Below are 17325 nucleotides of genomic sequence, written 5' to 3' on the forward strand. Positions count from 1 at the left end.
TGTCGGCGCGACTGATATAAGTCCTAAAATCAGCATGAATTTTGTCCACTCCACCCAACATGGGTTTCTCTTAAGGTTCCTACACCATCCGGAGAAACCGCATGTTAAGCAGAGGGGACCATCTCATGATAAAGCAGATGCGCATTCATGGCGCACATATTATCGACATCGCTCATCACGTCGGATGTTCTGAACGCACGGTCAGACGTCACCTTAAACAACAAAGTAAACCGGCAAGGCCAGACCGCCAGCCTATGAAGAAACTTAAACCCTTCATGCCTTACATCGATCAGCGGTTGAGGGAGCATGTATGGAATGCCTCGGTGATCTTCCAGGAGATACGCCTCCTGGGGTACACCGGTTGCTGCTCCACACTGCGCTACTATATCCACCCGAAGCGCGCAATGCGTCCCTCAAAACAGACCGTCCGCTTCGAGACCCTGCCAGGTGCTTCCACGTCTGGGCCACAGACAGTCAGGATGCGGAGCACACCTATGAGTCGCTGGTGCGCGCCTTCTGCTACTTCGGCGGCGGCGTGAAAACTGTGCTGGTTGATAACCAGAAGGCGGCTGTGCTGAAGCACAGCCGCACTGGTGAAGTGGTGTTCAATGACGGCTTCCTGCAGCTGGCAAAGCACTACGGTTTTACACCCCGGGCCTGCCGCCCCCGGCGGGCCCGGACCAAAGGCAAGGTTGAGCGCATGGTGAAGTACCTGAAGGAGAACTTCTTCGTGCGCTGGCAGCAGTTCGACAGCCTGGTCCACCTCAACCAGCTGATGCTGCAGTGGCTCGCTGAAGTCGCCGATGCCCGACTGCTGCGCCGGTTCGGACAGACACCGACAGCACGCTTCGCACAGGAGAGGCCTCATCTGTCATCGCTACCCGCAGGCCACTTCGATACCAGCTACCACGACATCCGGCAGGCGGCGTGGGATGGATATATCGAAGTTCGCGGCAGCCGCTATAGCGTGCCGGAGGCCTGGTGCGGCAGGCCGGTGACCATCCGCATTACGCTGGACGATGAGCTGCGGGTGTTCGGCGATGACGTGCTTATCGCCACGCACCAGCTCAGCGTCGGGCGGGTCTGGCAGACGGTGCCAGAACATCATAAGCCGCTGTGGGAACGTACCTGCCATGTTGAGCATCGACCGCTGGCGGACTATGAGGAGCTGCTGCGATGAACGTGCTTAACGAGTTGCTGCAGCGGCTGAAGCTGGAGCACCTGACGGACGCGGTGGACAACCTGCTGGAACAGTCAGTAAAGGAAGAACTGAACGCACGGGAGACTCTGACCCGGGTGCTGGCCCACGAGTGGAACGGCAGGCGGCATAAGGGGCTCGAATCGCGGCTGAAGTCGGCACGGCTGCCGTGGGTGAAGACGCTGGAGCAGTTCGACTTCAGCTTCCAGCCGGGTATAGACCAGAAGGTCATCCGTGAGCTGGCGGGTCTGGTGTTCGTTGAGCGTGACGAAAATGTCATCCTGCTGGGGCCACCCGGGGTCGGAAAAACGCACCTTGCCGTGGCGCTGGCAGTAAAAGCTGCCGACGCGGGTCATCGGGTACTGTTCATGCCGCTGGACAAGCTAATGGCGACGCTGGTGAAAGCACGTCAGGAAAACCGTCTGGAGCGTCAGCTGCAGCAGCTGAGCTACGTGCGGGTGCTGATACTGGATGAAATCGGGTACCTGCCGATGACGCGTGACGAAGCGAACCTGTTCTTCCGTCTGCTGAACCGGCGTTACGAGAAAGCGAGCATCATCCTGACGTCCAACAAGAGCTTCACGGACTGGGGCGAGGTGTTCGGAGATCACGTACTGGCAACGGCGATCCTGGACAGGTTGCTGCATCACTCAACCACAGTGAACATCAAAGGGGAAAGTTACCGTCTTAAAGATAAACGTAAGGCTGGTGCAGTACCAAAACCGGCGGTGAAGGAAGAAGCCGAAGAATAGATGCTAAAAAGCGGACACCGAAAATGGTGAAAACCGGGCAAAACGCGTGCTGAAAAACGGCCAGCCAGTCGTGGTGTTGACATGAAGAACATACATGAGCAGCTCTTTTACGAGGGACTGATCCAGCTCGACGATAGCGAATGCCAGGGCGCGACAGTGGTCGAGAACTTCTTCAGCAGAGAGTGGGGTAGAGTCATACATGGCGCACCCCCGGATGGGTACGGATGTATTGCGGGTACAGACAAGGAAGGGTAGTAGCCATATGGCCGCCTCAGTTGGGGTATGTGTAAAGCTACCACCAGAGACGCCAATCCCATTGGGTGGTAGCCCGAACAGGGTTGGCGTACCGGCCCCAACTGATTCCGGCCTTCCTTTCGGAAGCCCTGCCCGAGCCACCATTGACAACAGGTGTGCACAAGCCTTACCCAAATATACTCTGTGGGTATATTTGGGTATCGTTGGGGAATTCGGAACGCCAATTCCGGCTGCGGATTTTGCCGCAGCGTGCTGATTATACTGAAAAACGCCCGCCAGGGAAAAAGATGAATTCAGCATCATTGCACCCCGTCACGTTGATTGATTTTATTAGCGATCCATTCGTCAATTTCGCTTTCAACCCAGGCGACAGAGCGGATACCCAGTTTTACCGATTGAGGAAATTCGTTCCTGCTCATCAAGTTGTAAATCCATGCGCGTTTGAAACCGGTTTTAGCCATGACGTCTCTGAGGCGGATAAGAGTGTGTCTGCTCATGATTTTTCTCCCTGAAGGCCGTATACACGTTCGACATAGCGGCCCCGGCCATCGCCGTGCCCTAAATCCATTGAGGTAAGCGCATTGGCTTCTTTGCGACTGAAGCCCTGAGCCAGATAAAAACGAATGGCATCTTGTGCCCATGCGTAACGCAGGCTGTGAGGGGAATTAGACCCTGTCAGACCAATGCGGGTGGTTGCAGCGCGCCAGAAATTCATCGCTGTTTTCAGGCTGCTTTTATCGATAAGTTTGCCGTTACGTTGCCGGGCAACGCTCAGGGCATGGTTTACTGCGTTACTGACCTCCTGATGATTTAAAATCCGTGTTTCTCGTGGCCTGCCTCCCTTGGTGCCGAAAACGATACTTAACCGTTCAGCACCCTGACTCAGTTGCTTCTGCCATGTTTTAAGGGAGGCAGAACACTGAACTGCTTCCTGCGACCGTAATCCCAGCAAACGCGACAGTTGCAAAGCCGCCGCTAATCCTTCATCGAGCCGTTCAGCCTTCTGAATAATTTGCTGATATTTTTCTGATGAAATGGCTAATTTCGTTCCAGCCCGACTGCATCCACCGAGACCTAATGCCCGGTTTGTCAGTCTTTCAGAGGACATCAGCTTTTCCCGTCCGGCCTGATGTAATACGGAACGCAATGCGGCCATTTCGTTTTGCAGGGTACGCGGAGCGATTCCCTGTGAACGGCGTGCGGCGATATAGCTTTCGATATGCCTGGCTTTCAGATACTTGACGCTGCGTACCTGAATATTGAGTGCCAGCAAATGGCGGCTAAACTGGTCGGCGATCCGAATACGGTCATGCACCGTTTTATGACTGCCCCCGACCTGCTTCGCCAGTTGCTTCATTTCTCTTCCTGTCTGACTCATCAGTTATTTTTCCTTTTAAAATTCAATACCGAATTGCTTCTCTGGCGCATGGCTAATAGCGGTAACAGCAATGCTGTTTCCGTGCTGAACGTTGCCTGTGCGCCAGAGTGGGTGCAGTTGAGGTATTGCGGGGTGTCAGTGATGCACTCGGTGCAACTGCCTGCGATTGCAGGTAATCCCCAGGCTTAAGCCTGCCTCGGCAACAATTCAGATCTCCTGTGAAAATGGATAGTTAGCGCGTAAAGCGCGGTGTCAGATTCAGTGCCCCGGATGTAAGGGGCAGAGGTAAACAACTGGCGGCGGGGTACGCTGTGGCGTCACTTTCATGCGTTAGCACGCAAAAAGTGACGCCACGTATTAACACGCAGCAGGGCAGGCGCATGCAGATGCCTGACGGCATTGCAAGGCGCAGCCAGCAGCGTTTAATACGCGCCAGAAAGTGATATGCAGATGGCAGGATGTAAGGAACAATCCTGATTGAGTATGAATACAGCTTTGTACGAGACCTACGGCTTAGAAGGCCGTTGGTCACGAAGAGTAGATTTAGTAATCAGCTCCCACACAATCATACGAATGTGATGCTTGCTGATATTCGAAACGCTCGGAATAAGCCGTTTGACGCGGTGTATTAGCTCCTGACCTTCATCACAATTGTGATCCCAATTCTCAAAGGTTAAAAAGGGGTTCCGCCACAAGGGCATCCTCTTTCAGGCTACAAGGATATTTGACCACCCAAAGGCGTTTCTCTCAGGTCATACGAAACATTGACTGGCACTCACCCGAAGGCGCTTCTCTCAGAGTGCAGAAGCATTGGATGGCTGTCGTAGACAGCGGGTTTTCGTGGTCAAATCTACGACAACGAGCTAGCAGGTTCAATAGTTTTTTCTATGCTGGGAGTGGTAAAGATATAATGGGATAACAGAGTTAAGTGCGGAACAATGTAGAAATCACATTTCCTAAATATCCGTTATCCCCGGAGTTACCCATGCTTGTTTTCGGCTTTTTTGGCGGCAAGGACTTGGTCGCTAAGATTTCTCCAGGTTGGAGTAAAGCCAAGTTTTGCAGGATCGGTTAAAGGCACGCTATCTGGATTACCCCAAATAGTATCTGCAACGGCCAGCATTGCTCGTATATCTGCCTGATAAACAAGTTTTTGACCCGCTACATCGGTTCTAAATTCGCACCGATCGCCAATTACAGTTAACGGAGTAATTTCCAGACTATTTTCTTTGGGAATACCAAACAGCCAAAGTAACATTCCATCTTCAGTTTGATGAGTGTCGCTGATTACAGCACCATAATGCTCAATGATAGCTTTATAAGTAGCAACAGTGATGCCTCCACCTTGATATTCAGGATCAACGTACGCGGATTCAACTTGAGGAATACGCGTGCCTAAATCAGACGGCGGCGTTAATTCAAATGACAGAACATAACTGGCGATGTGATCACCTGATAGCTCATCTCTAACGTAGATAGATGCCATTTTATTTTGATAATCTTCCAGCAGCCCGTTATAAATTTTTCCATCGCTACTGGTAATTCCAATCCATACAAAATGGCCGGAATCCATATCCACAGAATCCGGCCAGTACAAATTTTTTTCGTGTTGATCTATCAGATTTGGTGACATTGACGAGCGAATCCATTCTTAGAAAGAAATTCTAATACACGTTGAGAAAAGTTCACTTCCAGATTTTTCAGATCCTGCCAAAGTGAGACTTGGCTAACTGGATGCGGTTTACCGTTTTTCTCGATAGTCAATTCAACTACAGGGTTAACCTTTCCGTAGACTGGGGTGTTTTCCCAGTCAGAACGTAACACCATGAACAATGGGCGTTCTTTGCGATTTTTCATGCTTCTCACTTCAAAATCTCCCGTAATACCAGGCACAGAAAAGCTCCCGATACGCTCGGTTCTGTTTGAGATTGTGTGTGGCGAATGTGAAATCATATTCAGCCTCCATGACGTGAGATATATGTGGATAGTCTAATCGCTCACCAATTGTACGTCCATTTAGAGACAATTTTGCTTGATGCGGCTGACGTCCACTGAGATGTACAAATCTACACTTTTTCGCTTAAAAATCAAACGATCTTGCATGAGGTGTCGTTTTGATGCTTCCCTTCATATCGCCAGCCCTTTTTACCACGGCTCACCGACATTAGTACGAAAACTTAATGTCAGAGATAAAAGATTTCTGGCAACACTTTATACGTAAAAAGTATATATAAATCATATTGATGGGTGGGTATTGATGACAACATATTTCGTAGCTAAACATCCGCCATAAAGATGCTTTTCATCGAAAGAAAAGATGATATGTATAGCACCAGGTGCTATAGTAAAAACTGGCAGGACATAGCGAACGTTGATTCTCAAAAACTATCTGGATTCCGTGAATTGGCAAAGCATTACGCTGCTCTCCCAGCTCAGAACATTGCAGCACACATGAAGATTAAAGAACTGGTGGAGATTTGCTATGACTGCAAAAACTAAATTCAAAAGCCCTGCATCTGAAGCTATCCATAGTGCAGCTGCCGGGATGTTTAAAGCCGGTGTGATCCCACAGGAAACCATGCGTAGCTTTGATGCAACCTGCATCGAAGAAGTGGAAGAGCTACAACCATCTGAAATAAAAAGATTACGTGAAAGACTCAACGTGAGTCAGCCGGTTTTTGCCCGTTATCTGAATACCAGCGTTTCGACAATTCAGAAATGGGAAACCGGGATGAAACGCCCGAGCGGGATGTCTTTGAAGCTACTCTCTGTTGTGCAAAAACATGGGTTGGAAGTGCTAATTTGAGCAGGAAATTACGAAAATATCATCAACTGAGAGGTCTAGAAATGCTGGCGAGGGTAAATAAGGACGATATGGGGTTCCAGAGAGGATTATTACACCCCCTCTGGTTTATTCTCTAATCATCGCAATATATGATAGGCACAGCATTGGCATCTTTTACAGCATGAGAGAACGAAGATAATATCCAAAGTAATTGAGTCACATGTGGTTTTGTGGGTTTTTTATTTCGTAGTTTTATAAACTCTTTTCTAATCTCTTTTTTAGAAATAAAAGAGCAGCTTAAAATGCACTTCCGATGTAACTTAACATCCTTTAATAACTCACCCAGATATTTATTTAATTGTTTTGGATCGCCTTTTCTTATTTTGTTAATTTCAGTGGTTATTGATTGGTTTTTGTATTTTTTCTTAAGCTTACTCTTTGCCTTTTTCATGAAGTCGGTGGAGCTAAAATACATGTAGCCAAGGTTTTTAATACCTTGCCCGACAACATCGTGTAATTTGCTTGCAGACGTGCTTTTATTTCCATGTTTGGAGTGAATAAAGCAAATGCAGGATTCTTGCTTATTGAATGTTATGTGGTCTGCCCATTCGCTACCTAAATCATCACAGAAAACATAATCATCATTGCTATGTATATTCTCAACAAAGTAAAACATTGAATTCGTGGAGAAATCAGTGATTGTCTTAGAGAAGACACCTTTTTCACTTGAAACGGCCTTCATGTTTTTTTGTGGTACCAGCATTTCAAGAATGCTGTTTATTTCAGATATTCCAGATGAGTCCTCAAAGCAATTGCCCATGAAGTACATATAGCGTGGATCATTGAATGTTATGCTATAGAATCCGTTTTTATAAATAAAACTCTGTAGTGTCATCTCTTTATTATTAGAGATAACCTTTAGTTTTCTCAGCAAGGTAGAGTCAATAGTCAATGTTTTACTGTTCTTTTTTATTTTTGCATTGCCTACCTCAACCGGGATAGATAAATCCGCTTGTATCTCATAAACCTTTTCAAATTTTCTCAGTAATCTGTTAATCTGCAGTGTACTTAAAAACTCATCTGATCCATCAGGTAGTTTATATTTTATCCTTGCATTTTCTGATTGAAGCTTTTCATATAAAGAAGTGCTTTCTATTAATAGAGCATTTGGTTGAGTTAAAGCTAGCACCTCGCTCAATTCTTTTTGTTTTGCAAATGAATTTAAAAAGTCTTTTACTCCACCGCCTTGTTTAATCAATAGCAACTGATTATATGACCAAGTTGCAATTTCATCTAGGTTAACCCTTTGTGAAGCCTCTACTAATCTTCCTGAACCTGAGATGGTTTTTATTATAGCTCCTTGTCTAAGTTTCATATAATAAGGTATGGTTCTACCGGCAGCATGAGTAGAAAATGAACCTTTCAGATCTGCTGACTCGAACGAACGGGCCCTGATTGCTTTATCTGAATTTGTCATGGTTCTAGCCGAGATTTTTTGGAATGAAACATCAGAATCATTAAATGTACTGGCTAGTAAATGACTAGATACTAAATTAAAATCTTTTTCTATCTGTTCCGTAATGTTTGCACAGCTTTTCTTGACTATGGCTATGTGATTATCAAATTCCAAAATTAATATGAAGGCATATATTTTATCTTGATAGTTATCACCTCCTTCAAGATCAGAAATGAAATATACGGGTCTTAATGTTGGGAATATACGCACTGAATATTTATAAGGCGTATTATCTTTAACCAAATTGCCTGTAACTCTAAACTCATCTAATAGGTACAATCCTTGATGTTCTATATTATCATCTGAAGCATTAAGAATGTTAGATATCTCTAAATCTGATATGACTCGTGTTGGATCGTTTTCGGGTATTATAAGATCATAAAACTGAATGTTTTTTGTAAGCTCCAGCCTATCGATCATGAAAGACTCCTTCTAAATGTTTAACTAACATCATCCGAGATGGAAACGTTTCTGACGTGAATAAAATATAGCATGCTAAATTATTTATCAATTATCAGTGCGAGCTAGTTATATATTGTTATTAAATTGAATCAAATGACTGATAATTTTGTTTTTTAACATAAAATATTTTGATTTTTTATCTTAAAAAAGATTTATTGCCTTTGATGGTATTGAAGCCTAATTATTGATCCTAATGTTTTTTATAGGCGGTTCTGATAAACATATGTAATACATGTGGCTTACAACTCAGATCCGTCAGGGATTGCTGGTTAGACTAAGCAGATTCTTCTATCTGATGTGTTTCTGCTCGCTGCCCACCACGCTGCAATAGCCTCGGCTTTTTAGACTTCTCCAGTCCTTTTACTTAATTCTGCTGCCCGGCCACACCAACATTTTCAGAGCTATATGAATTAGAGGTATTCAAAGGAATTGTGGGCTATGTGACCCGTAGCTTGCTTGATATGGCGATTGATCATGTATTTATCAGCTAAACACTACATACCGATTTAGGTAGCACCAAAGTGATGATGTGCCTATGCGAGTAAGTTTTTTGACCAAAAACGGATATCGTCCAGATATTTGGGGGCACCTCTGGGGGCATGACCCAAAACCAAAACACGATTTCTCCCTATAAATCATATAATTACGCCTTACTTTTCAATCCTGTAGGGCCTCGCTAACCCATAGCAAAAAGACCTCATTACTCCTTTCATTTTCCCAGCGCTCACCGTATGCCTCATCTTTTCCCGTATACTTATAGCCGAGCGATTCAACGTATTTTTTTAACGGCATGACATCTGTAGCACCATTAAAAATAATACTACTCATCAATGGCACCATGCCGTCTTGTGCTCGATACCTAAAGCTATAGTGATTGCTGATTCGTGGGGCATTCTTTATCTGATCATCAGTGAAATAGTGATATCTGAAAAAATTGTTCTGTCGGTATTCAGGGCGCGCATCAATCGTCTTCCCCATTCCCCATATTAGGGATGAAATGAGAAGAACAGCTAAAATCAAAACAACAGGCAGTTTGCGCACAATTTTCATCATTGACCCTTAGCATGTTTGGGTTCAAGAAGGCTAAAGATAATACCATTCTTGCTAACAAGATAGGCAATGCCTGATTGAACTTCAGTGAAGGGTTTTATGCGTTGCATCCATACCGGCAATTGACCACGGTAAGGATGATGTTTGATTCTAGGGATTTGAGGATCAGGAAAAAGTATTGGGCAAAATGAGGTGTTCTTATACTTACCTAAAGGGCCATAGTAATCCCAGCGTCGAAGTGCGGCTTCCTGAGAAACCGGTTTGAGTTGATGGAGGTAATTCTGAGGTGATATAGCGTAATAGAAACCCAGGAGATTTGACACTAAATCCTCAGCGCTGAAACCACTATCAGTCGCCCAGCTAAAATAGGTTTGCCAACGTTCGAATGCATGAGCCGTATGCATCATCATTGCTAGCGCAATACTGTATATCTCAGCTATGGTTCTGCCACGTTGGATTTCCCACTCAACAAAACGCCCTGTGCCAATAAAACGAGAACCAATAAACATCATCTGTTGGTACTTGATTCTGTAGGTCTCCTTATTACTGTTTTCGCCAATGCGAAAATGTTGCAATAGCGTTTTAATATCAGAGCCTCGTGCATGCCCCAGATCTATCCAACCCAAATCTTCTGTATAGATGAGACCATATGAATGTGGGGATTGCTCTGCTTTAGACGGTTCGGAAAGAATATCATTCTCTTACTCATAACAACTCCTTGTTAACCTGTAAGGGGATAACAGGTTAGCTTTTTATGGCGAGGTTGTCATGATTAATTTTGTCGAAAATTTCAATGTCAGAATTGGATTAAAGAGATAACTAAATATAATTACAAGACTCAATGTAACTACAAGTGGTTAACTTGTCTTGTTAGCAGGAACTATAAAGATAAATAGTTGGTGAAAAAGAGTGATTATTAATTCAGGGAGGGGATCTTTAAGTAACGCCAACATCCCCGACCAAATAACGCCTTATTTTCCCGCCGAAACACTCCTTCCCGCATCCGGGGCCAGCCTCACCATATCCAGCACCCCAATCAGCGTAATAACCGCAATCACCACAAACCCCACCTTAAATCCCATCCCGGGCACCGATCCATAGCCTAAGTCATCCCCAAGTACTGTCCCCAATCGAATACACAACGCGCCCAGCGTTACACCCAGCCCATTTGCCAGTTGCAGTGAGGTACTGAATAACGTATTCGCCGAACTCATTTCCTGGGCAGGCACTTCGGCAAACGCCAGAGAACTAATCCCGGTAAACTGCATCGAGCGGCTCAGCCCCCCTAAAAACAGCAGCACCAGCGTAATGACATGCGGCGATGTCGGCGTGAGGAGTGCACATAACAACAGCGTCAATACGCATGCCACCCCATTGCCAATCAGCAGTTTACGGAAGCCAAAGTAACGAATCAGCGGGGTTGTGGCTGGTTTCATCGCCAGGTTGCCAGCAAATACTGCCAACACCAGAGAGCCCGCCTGAAACGCGTTCATACCAAAACCTACCTGAAACATCAGCGGCAGCATAAACGGGGCAGAACTGATGGTGGCGCGCAGCAGAAAGCCGCCGCGCATGGTGATGCGAAAAGAGGGCACAGAAAGTGATGACAACCCAATCAGCGGCGCCTGGCTGCGGCGCAAATGCCGGATGCTCCAGACCAGCGTTGCCAGCCCGATGGCAATTGTCACCGCCGCACTTGCCAGGTTCGCGCTTTGCTGGCTGAGCATTTCCAGCCCGGCGACCAGGCACAGCATCGTGACGCCCGTGGCAACAAATCCGGTGAAATCGAAGGAACGTCGTTCATGCGCCGACTGATTCGGCATCATCCGCAGGGACAGCACGATGGCGATAATCCCCAGCGGCACATTGAGGAAAAAGATCCAGTGCCAGCTGGCGTAAGTGGTGATAAATCCACCCAGCGGCGGTCCGATGATTGGAGCCACCAGCGCTGGCCATGTCAGGGTGGCGATGGCTTTTATCAACTGATTTTTAGGTGTGGTACGCAGCACCACCAGACGCCCAACAGGCACCATCATGGCGCCGCCAACACCTTGCAGAATTCGCATCAAGATGAATTCTGTGACGTTATGCGTCAGGCCACAGAACAACGAAGACAGGGTAAAAATACTCAGTGCGAGGGTGAAGATATTCCGCGCACCAAATCGCTCTGCCACCCAGCCGTTGGCCGGAATTAACACCGCCAGTGTCAGCAAATAAGCGCTGATACCAATGTTAAGATCGACAGCTGAAACACCAAACGCTTTCGCCATATCCGGTAGCGCGGTGGCGATGACAGTGCCATCAAGGAATTCCATAAAGAATGCGCTCGCTACCAGCAGCGCCAGCCCTGAAATGCGGCCCGAACCAGAACGGGAAATGTCTTCCCCGGTTGAATCAGATAAAGCCATGAGGCGTCCTTAGTATGCAACTTTTCATAGCAGAGATTGGTGTGTGACAGGTTGGAAAAGTTGTTATACCAAAAAAACAAATGATGTAAGAAGCCTCTCTTCATACTTGTTAGCTAAATATTGATATTTGGCAATAATTTCCTTCTCGCCGGGCGCGCGTAATTTCCATCACAAGCCGTTCTGCAACCGGTGCCCGGGATGTTAAGATACGGCAATAATCAGCCCGGGAAGAGGTCAGAATGAGTCAGGTCGCCACCGCGAAACAACGAGAAGTACAGCGTATTGTTGATGCGTTGTCGCTGGCCATCGCGCAGCATCGTCTAAAGCCCGGTCGGCGCTTAGTCGAAGCGCAGATTGTTGAAGCGCTGAAAGCCAATCGCAACCATGTTCAGGCCGCATTGCAGCGTCTGGCGTTGCAGCATATCGTCACCATTGAACCCAATATCGGGGCGATGGTGGCACATCCGGAAGCGAAAGAAGCCCGTGAGATTTTTATCGCGCGCCGGGCGATTGAGAGCGCGATTGTGGCCTCCATCACCCCCGATCAAATGGCGCAGTTTGCCGATGAAATCGAGGCGCAGCAAACGGCGGAACATGCCGCCACCGGGCAACAGGATCGCCGCCATATTGTGCGTGAATTAAGTGCGTTCCATCTGTTGCTGGCAAAGGTTAGTGGCAACAAGGTACTTAGCGAGATCCTGTCGAACCTGATGGTGCGCAGCTCGCTGATTGTGGCGCTTTACCAACGCAATGATGTGCCATCCTGCCAGTGCGCTGAACACGGTGCCATTCTGGCCGCATTAAAAGCAGGCAATATCGAAGAGGCACAGCAAACCATGCTGGCGCATCTGAATGAGCTGGAAGCCGAGCTGGATTTAACTGAGGTGGTTACTGAAGATTTGTCGCTTAGCCAGGCGTTGATATAACGGCACGAAAAATCGCGCCGTTACAGGTTTCAGGGGCGATACAACGTGGCCTGTGGACGGGAAAATGTTTGCCGCCCACGTTTAAATCCGGCGATCGGCGGCGCAATCTGCGCCACGATCTGGTCAGCGCGCTCTACATCAAACACCACCATATCGGCCAGACATCCCGGTGCTAAACCATAGTCGGTTAAGCGCAACAATTTTGCCGACTGGCTGGAGATCCAGCTCAAACAGCGCAACAAATCCGCCTGGGTACCTAACTGACGCAAGTTAGCGAACAGATTTGCCTGACGCACCAGTGAAGCATCACCAAACGGTGTAAAAGGATTGGCGATATTGTTGGTGGAGAGGGAACACACCACGCCGCAGCGATCCAGTTCATCCAGAGGTGCTACACCGCGTGGTTGCAGTGCAAAGCGATCCCGCGCGGTGAGGAACAGGTCGGTAGCGGGCAGGGCAGTGACCTGAATTCCCCCCTTGGCCAGTTTCCGGCCTAACTCACGCAGCGCTTCTCTTTCCAGAATCGACAGCTTAGTGACGTGCCCGACAGTGACGCGACCACCCCAATGGGCACGTTGCGTTTCATCGATCACGCAGTCAATCAGGCGGTTCTCTGGCGCGAGATCGAAATCGAGGTGGAAGTCGATATCGACATCATAGCGTTGGGCTAAGGTGAATAATCTGCGGATCTGCCCAACCGGATCACTGTCGGTATACGGGCATCCCCCCAGCAGATCTGCGCCCGATGCCAGCGCTTCACACAACAGTTCTTCGGTGCCGGGATTATTCAGCATCCCTTCCTGCGGAAAGACGCAAAGTTGCAGATCCATCGCCCAGGCATACTCGGCCTGCAAACGCCGGATGGCCCGAAAACCCTTCAGACCGATCACCGGATCGATTTCGATATGGGTGCGCATGCGCGTGGTGCCCTGCGCGATGGCTTGCTCCAGCACGCGGGCACCCCGTTGCCAGACATCCTGTTCACTGAAATCGGCTTTGGCGCGTGCCGTTTCACGAATCGCCTCTGCCAGCGTACCTTCCTGCTGATGGCAGCGATCAATGATGCAGGCTTTGTCGAGGTGGATATGGGTTTCCAGCAGGCCGGGCAGCACCAGCGCACCGGCAAAATCCAGCGTCTCTGCGGGTCCATTCTGCGTAGCAACAAAATGCTCCCCGGCGATGTGCAGGGTCTGCAATGCAGCTTCACCCGGCACGCGAGCGTTGATGATGGTGAGTCGCTTCATGCGTTTCCTGCTCCCAGCCAGGCTTCCGCCAGATCGGCCTGCGCCAGCAAATCCTGTGCACGTCCGGCTTTCACCACTTCACCCGATTCCAGCACCAGCGCACGGTCAGCAATGGTCAGGGCGAGGTTAGCCATCTGATCGACCAGCAGCAACGTGACGCCTTCATTGCGTAATCCCGCCAGTGCGTCATACAGCTCGCCGATCATCGCCGGCGACAGACCCAGGCTGGGTTCATCCAGCAACAGGATCGAGGGGCGGGACATCAACCCACGACCAATGGCCACCATTTGCTGCTCACCGCCAGAAAGCAGCCCCGCCTGGCTGTGCAGACGATCGCGCAGACGGGGAAAGCGGCGCAGAATGGCCTCCACTTCGGCCTGTGGATCGAGGCGTTCGCTGCAGGCATATTGGCCGATCAACAGGTTATCCAGCACTGTCATCTGTGGAAACAGCTGACGCCCCTCCGGCACCAGCGCCAGACCACGTGCAGCGATCTGAGCGGCATTGAGTTCCTTAATCGAGTGATCGTGCAGATAGATTGCTCCGCTGCGTGCCGGATGCAGGCCCGCCAGCGTTTGCAGAATGGTTGATTTCCCGGCACCGTTCGCCCCGAGGATGGCGACGGTCTCGCCCGGATTCACCGTAAAACTGACGTTACGTACCACCGGCGCGGCACCATAATCCAGCGTCAGTTTATCCACCACCAGGCCAGGTTCGCCGTTGGAACGCAATGGCATCACGCGTGGCTTGCCACGATATTCCGTACCGCCGAGATAGGCGGCGATCACCGCCGGATTGCGTTGCACTTCAGCGGGGTTACCCTGTGCCAGTGGTTTACCGGCATCCAGCACTTGCAAGCGGTCACTGACCGCCATCACCAGCGCCATGTCGTGCTCAACCACAATCACCGCCAGACCAAAGCCAGCCAGGCGACGCAGCAGCGGGATCAATGCATCGGTTTCTTCACGGCTCAGTCCGGCGGCGGGTTCATCCAGTAACAACAGGGCGGGATCCAGCGCCAGCGCACGGGCAATCTCCACCAGGCGACGATCAACATGGGGAAGATCTTCTGCCGGGGTATGCACTGAGCCGCGATAGCCCACCAGCGCCAGCAGGGCCATCGCGACTGCCTGTGCCTCCAGGCCCGGATGACGCCATGGCAAGCCCTGACGGCCACGCTGCTGCGCCACCAGCAGATTTTCCAGTACGCTCATGCCGCTGAACAACTGGGTGGTTTGATAGGTGCGAGCGATACCGGCACGCGCCACACGCCATGCGGGCAGACCACGCAGTTCCTGTTGCAGGCGGATGCTGCCGCTGTCGGCGCGATAGAATCCGCTGATCATATTCAGCACCGTGGTTTTACCCGCCCCGTTCGGCCCCATCAGTCCAAGGATTTCTCCGGCGCGCACGTTGAAGCTGACGTCTTTTGCCGCCTGCACGCCACCAAAACGGATACCGATACCTTCAACTTTCAGGACATCCTGGCCGGCACGCTGGAAATGGCGTTGCAGCAGGGTTTCATCTGCAGTGTCCGGGGCGAATTGGGCGACGGGTTTGGCCAGCCAGCGTGCCAGGGTACCCAGCAGGCCACGCGGTGCCAGCCACAGTACGCTGAGCAACAGCACGGCGAAAATCAGCAGACGGTATTCGGCAAAGGATGACAACAGCTCCGGCAGTACCACAATCAGTAACGCGCCGAGCACCGGGCCGAACAGGGTACCGCTGCCGCCGACCACCACCGCCAGCACGAACAGGATCGACTGTGAAAAGGGGAAGGAATCCGGGTTGATAAACATCATCAGAGGCGCGACCAGGGTTCCGGCGGCGCTGGCCAGCATGGCGGAGAGGGTAAACGCCAGCGTTTTGCTCACCACCGGATTAAAACCCAGCGAGCGTGCAGCAATGTCGCTGGCCTTGACGGCACGCATGGCCAGTCCCCACTGGCTGCGTTGCAGACGAGCAAACAGCGCCAGCGCCACAATCATCAGCAGGGCGCAACACAGCGCCAGACCCACGGTGGGATCCAGCGGGCCAAAGTCCGGCATCGGGATCCCCATCAGCCCGTTCGAGCCGCCCGTCACCTCGCGCCACTCAATCAGGACATGGCGTACCACCAGCGCAAAGGCGATGGTGATCATCGCCAGGAACGGACCGCTGACGCGCAACGCCGGGATAGCCAGCAGCCCGCCAATCACGCCACATACCAGCATGGCTGCCAGCATCGCGATACCCAATGGCACGCCATTCATGGTCAGCCCCGCCGAGATATAGGCTCCGACGGCATAAAAAGCGATGTGACCGAAGGAGATTTGTCCGCTCAGTCCCAGCAAAATATTCAACCCGACCACCGTGGTGACGGCGAGGGCAAACAGGGAAAACACCAGCAGGGCATAGCTGCCGAGCACGAAGGGCAGCAGCAGGCTAAGTAGCGCGACGGCTGCCAGCGCGAGTGCATTGAATCGGCGGGTTTTGATCATACTTTGACCCTTAATTTTTGCCCAAACAGACCGTTCGGGCGCAGCGCCAGCGCCAGAATAACCAGAGAGAAGGTGAAGATTTGCGTGAAGGCGGAACCAAACCACAGCGTGACCAGCGCTTCGCTGAGGCCAAACAGTAAACCGGCGACCCAGATACCGCTGCTACTGGCGAGGCCGCCAAGGATCGCCACTGCAAAGGCTTTTAGCCCGAATAGCGTGCCCATATCACTTTGGATGCTGAACAAGGGAGCGATCAGCAAACCCGCCAGCGCGGCAAAGACGGTGGAGAGGGCGAAGGCCGCAGCCACCACCCGGTTGACCCGGATCCCCATTAACTGGGCAGCACGCGGATTTTGCACCGTCGCTTCCAGCACTTTGCCGATGCGGCTGTAACGCCTGACCAGCGTCAGGGCCACGACGATCACCACACCGGTCAATGGGATCAGCAGGTTGATCAGTGACCATGACGTGCCGAACAGGGTAAAGGTGACGTCGGTCACCGGGAACTGGCGCGGTTCTTTACCAAAGGTGAACATCGCCAGGTTATCGACCAGGATCCCGCCTGCCACCGTTGCCATCAGCCAGGCTTCAGAATTGCGCGCCACAAACGGGCGCACCAGCAGGCGCTCAATCACTACGCCATACAGCGCGCAGCACAACAGCGTGGCGGGTAAGGCCAGCCACAAGGGCCAGCCAAATGTCACGTACAAACTGTAGCCAAGGGTAGCACCGACCATCATCGCGCTACCCTGGGCAAAATTGAGGGTACGCGACACAATCCAGGTGATGTGAAAGCCAAGCGCCAGCAGGGCATACATGCTGCCAAGGCTCAGTCCGGTGGACAGGGCAGTGCTCCACATAATCTGTCTCC

The 17325-nt window shown here is 50.4% G+C and carries 14 protein-coding genes and 3 pseudogenes; 4 read left to right on the forward strand and 13 right to left on the reverse strand.

The features are described from left to right. Nucleotides 1-101 precede the first annotated feature (101 nt). A pseudogene (locus tag CUN67_RS04970) lies at nucleotides 102-1180 on the forward strand (IS21/IS408/IS1162 family transposase). After that, nucleotides 1177-1950: an IS21-like element helper ATPase IstB gene (gene istB, locus CUN67_RS04975; RefSeq protein WP_208714257.1), complete on the forward strand. Its 774-nt coding sequence runs from the start codon at nucleotides 1177-1179 to the stop codon at nucleotides 1948-1950. Before CUN67_RS04970 ends, istB begins: the two are co-directional and overlap by 4 nt. 3 nt (nucleotides 1951-1953) lie before the next feature. Here the strand turns inward: istB and CUN67_RS30350 are convergent, their stop codons facing one another. The 6 genes and pseudogenes from CUN67_RS30350 to CUN67_RS05000 all read right to left on the reverse strand — a co-directional run bounded on the left by CUN67_RS30350 (nucleotide 1954) and on the right by CUN67_RS05000 (nucleotide 5476). Next, entirely contained in the window at nucleotides 1954-2151 is a 198-nt protein-coding gene (locus CUN67_RS30350; protein WP_254711395.1) for a hypothetical protein, read from the reverse strand. 42 nt (nucleotides 2152-2193) lie between these two features. Continuing rightward, nucleotides 2194-2508 (reverse strand): annotated as a pseudogene (locus CUN67_RS30355) (ash family protein); the annotation flags it as partial. Continuing rightward, complete coding sequence (locus tag CUN67_RS04985) at nucleotides 2505-2702, reverse strand: AlpA family transcriptional regulator (protein ID WP_208714258.1); 198 nt, start codon at nucleotides 2700-2702, stop codon at nucleotides 2505-2507. The pseudogene CUN67_RS30355 and the gene CUN67_RS04985, both read right to left, overlap by 4 nt. Then, the gene (locus CUN67_RS04990; protein ID WP_208714259.1) at nucleotides 2699-3583 is read right to left on the reverse strand and encodes an integrase domain-containing protein; all 885 of its coding nucleotides are present in this window, start codon (nucleotides 3581-3583) and stop codon (nucleotides 2699-2701) included. Before CUN67_RS04990 ends, CUN67_RS04985 begins: the two co-directional genes overlap by 4 nt. Nucleotides 3584-4562: 979 nt before the next feature. Continuing rightward, nucleotides 4563-5216, reverse strand: a complete 654-nt coding sequence (locus tag CUN67_RS04995) for a hypothetical protein (protein ID WP_208714260.1) — start codon at nucleotides 5214-5216, stop codon at nucleotides 4563-4565. Then, nucleotides 5201-5476 (reverse strand): hypothetical protein, encoded by a 276-nt coding sequence (locus CUN67_RS05000; protein WP_254711377.1) that lies wholly within the window; start codon nucleotides 5474-5476, stop codon nucleotides 5201-5203. The genes CUN67_RS04995 and CUN67_RS05000 overlap by 16 nt, the downstream gene beginning before the upstream one ends. A gap of 589 nt (nucleotides 5477-6065) precedes the next feature. Here CUN67_RS05000 and CUN67_RS05005 point away from each other — a divergent pair. Next, nucleotides 6066-6389 (forward strand): helix-turn-helix domain-containing protein, encoded by a 324-nt coding sequence (locus CUN67_RS05005; protein WP_208714262.1) that lies wholly within the window; start codon nucleotides 6066-6068, stop codon nucleotides 6387-6389. Nucleotides 6390-6501: 112 nt separating this feature from the next. Here the strand turns inward: CUN67_RS05005 and CUN67_RS05010 are convergent, their stop codons facing one another. The 4 genes and pseudogenes from CUN67_RS05010 to CUN67_RS05025 all read right to left on the reverse strand — a co-directional run bounded on the left by CUN67_RS05010 (nucleotide 6502) and on the right by CUN67_RS05025 (nucleotide 11804). After that, nucleotides 6502-8304: a hypothetical protein gene (locus tag CUN67_RS05010; protein ID WP_208714263.1), complete on the reverse strand. Its 1803-nt coding sequence runs from the start codon at nucleotides 8302-8304 to the stop codon at nucleotides 6502-6504. 699 nt (nucleotides 8305-9003) lie between these two features. Further along, complete coding sequence (locus CUN67_RS05015; RefSeq protein WP_208714264.1) at nucleotides 9004-9399, reverse strand: hypothetical protein; 396 nt, start codon at nucleotides 9397-9399, stop codon at nucleotides 9004-9006. Continuing rightward, a pseudogene (locus tag CUN67_RS05020) lies at nucleotides 9396-10105 on the reverse strand (DUF4056 domain-containing protein). Before CUN67_RS05020 ends, CUN67_RS05015 begins: the two are co-directional and overlap by 4 nt. A 262-nt stretch (nucleotides 10106-10367) precedes the next feature. Further along, nucleotides 10368-11804, reverse strand: coding sequence for an MFS transporter (locus CUN67_RS05025; RefSeq protein ID WP_208714265.1), 1437 nt, complete (start codon nucleotides 11802-11804; stop codon nucleotides 10368-10370). Nucleotides 11805-12043: 239 nt separating this feature from the next. On the opposite strand from CUN67_RS05025, the gene CUN67_RS05030 reads away from it, so the two are divergent. Then, entirely contained in the window at nucleotides 12044-12730 is a 687-nt protein-coding gene (locus CUN67_RS05030) for a GntR family transcriptional regulator (protein ID WP_208714266.1), read from the forward strand. A gap of 29 nt (nucleotides 12731-12759) precedes the next feature. Here CUN67_RS05030 and CUN67_RS05035 read toward each other — a convergent pair whose 3' ends face one another. The 3 genes from CUN67_RS05035 to CUN67_RS05045 are packed head-to-tail and all read right to left on the reverse strand — an operon-like array spanning nucleotide 12760 to nucleotide 17314. After that, the gene (locus tag CUN67_RS05035) at nucleotides 12760-13974 is read right to left on the reverse strand and encodes an amidohydrolase family protein (RefSeq protein ID WP_208714267.1); all 1215 of its coding nucleotides are present in this window, start codon (nucleotides 13972-13974) and stop codon (nucleotides 12760-12762) included. Then, nucleotides 13971-16454 carry a branched-chain amino acid ABC transporter ATP-binding protein/permease gene (locus CUN67_RS05040; RefSeq protein WP_208714268.1) on the reverse strand — a complete coding sequence of 828 codons (2484 nt, stop codon included), beginning with the start codon at nucleotides 16452-16454 and terminating at the stop codon, nucleotides 13971-13973. The genes CUN67_RS05035 and CUN67_RS05040 overlap by 4 nt, the downstream gene beginning before the upstream one ends. Continuing rightward, nucleotides 16451-17314: a branched-chain amino acid ABC transporter permease gene (locus CUN67_RS05045; RefSeq protein ID WP_208714269.1), complete on the reverse strand. Its 864-nt coding sequence runs from the start codon at nucleotides 17312-17314 to the stop codon at nucleotides 16451-16453. The genes CUN67_RS05040 and CUN67_RS05045 overlap by 4 nt, the downstream gene beginning before the upstream one ends. Nucleotides 17315-17325 lie beyond the last annotated feature (11 nt).

The organism is Pantoea cypripedii, from assembly GCF_011395035.1.
Taxonomy (GTDB): Bacteria; Pseudomonadota; Gammaproteobacteria; order Enterobacterales; family Enterobacteriaceae; genus Pantoea; species Pantoea cypripedii_A.

Bases quoted from the DNA above. Each gene is read 5' to 3' on its own strand.
- istB (WP_208714257.1), top strand. From the start codon at position 1,177: ATGAACGTGCTTAACGAGTTGCTGCAGCGGCTGAAGCTGGAGCACCTG.
- CUN67_RS30350 (WP_254711395.1), bottom strand. From the start codon at position 2,151: ATGTATGACTCTACCCCACTCTCTGCTGAAGAAGTTCTCGACCACTGT.
- CUN67_RS04985 (WP_208714258.1), bottom strand. From the start codon at position 2,702: ATGAGCAGACACACTCTTATCCGCCTCAGAGACGTCATGGCTAAAACC.
- CUN67_RS04990 (WP_208714259.1), bottom strand. From the start codon at position 3,583: ATGAGTCAGACAGGAAGAGAAATGAAGCAACTGGCGAAGCAGGTCGGG.
- CUN67_RS04995 (WP_208714260.1), bottom strand. From the start codon at position 5,216: ATGTCACCAAATCTGATAGATCAACACGAAAAAAATTTGTACTGGCCG.
- CUN67_RS05005 (WP_208714262.1), top strand. From the start codon at position 6,066: ATGACTGCAAAAACTAAATTCAAAAGCCCTGCATCTGAAGCTATCCAT.
- CUN67_RS05010 (WP_208714263.1), bottom strand. From the start codon at position 8,304: ATGATCGATAGGCTGGAGCTTACAAAAAACATTCAGTTTTATGATCTT.
- CUN67_RS05015 (WP_208714264.1), bottom strand. From the start codon at position 9,399: ATGATGAAAATTGTGCGCAAACTGCCTGTTGTTTTGATTTTAGCTGTT.
- CUN67_RS05025 (WP_208714265.1), bottom strand. From the start codon at position 11,804: ATGGCTTTATCTGATTCAACCGGGGAAGACATTTCCCGTTCTGGTTCG.
- CUN67_RS05030 (WP_208714266.1), top strand. From the start codon at position 12,044: ATGAGTCAGGTCGCCACCGCGAAACAACGAGAAGTACAGCGTATTGTT.
- CUN67_RS05035 (WP_208714267.1), bottom strand. From the start codon at position 13,974: ATGAAGCGACTCACCATCATCAACGCTCGCGTGCCGGGTGAAGCTGCA.
- CUN67_RS05040 (WP_208714268.1), bottom strand. From the start codon at position 16,454: ATGATCAAAACCCGCCGATTCAATGCACTCGCGCTGGCAGCCGTCGCG.
- CUN67_RS05045 (WP_208714269.1), bottom strand. From the start codon at position 17,314: ATGTGGAGCACTGCCCTGTCCACCGGACTGAGCCTTGGCAGCATGTAT.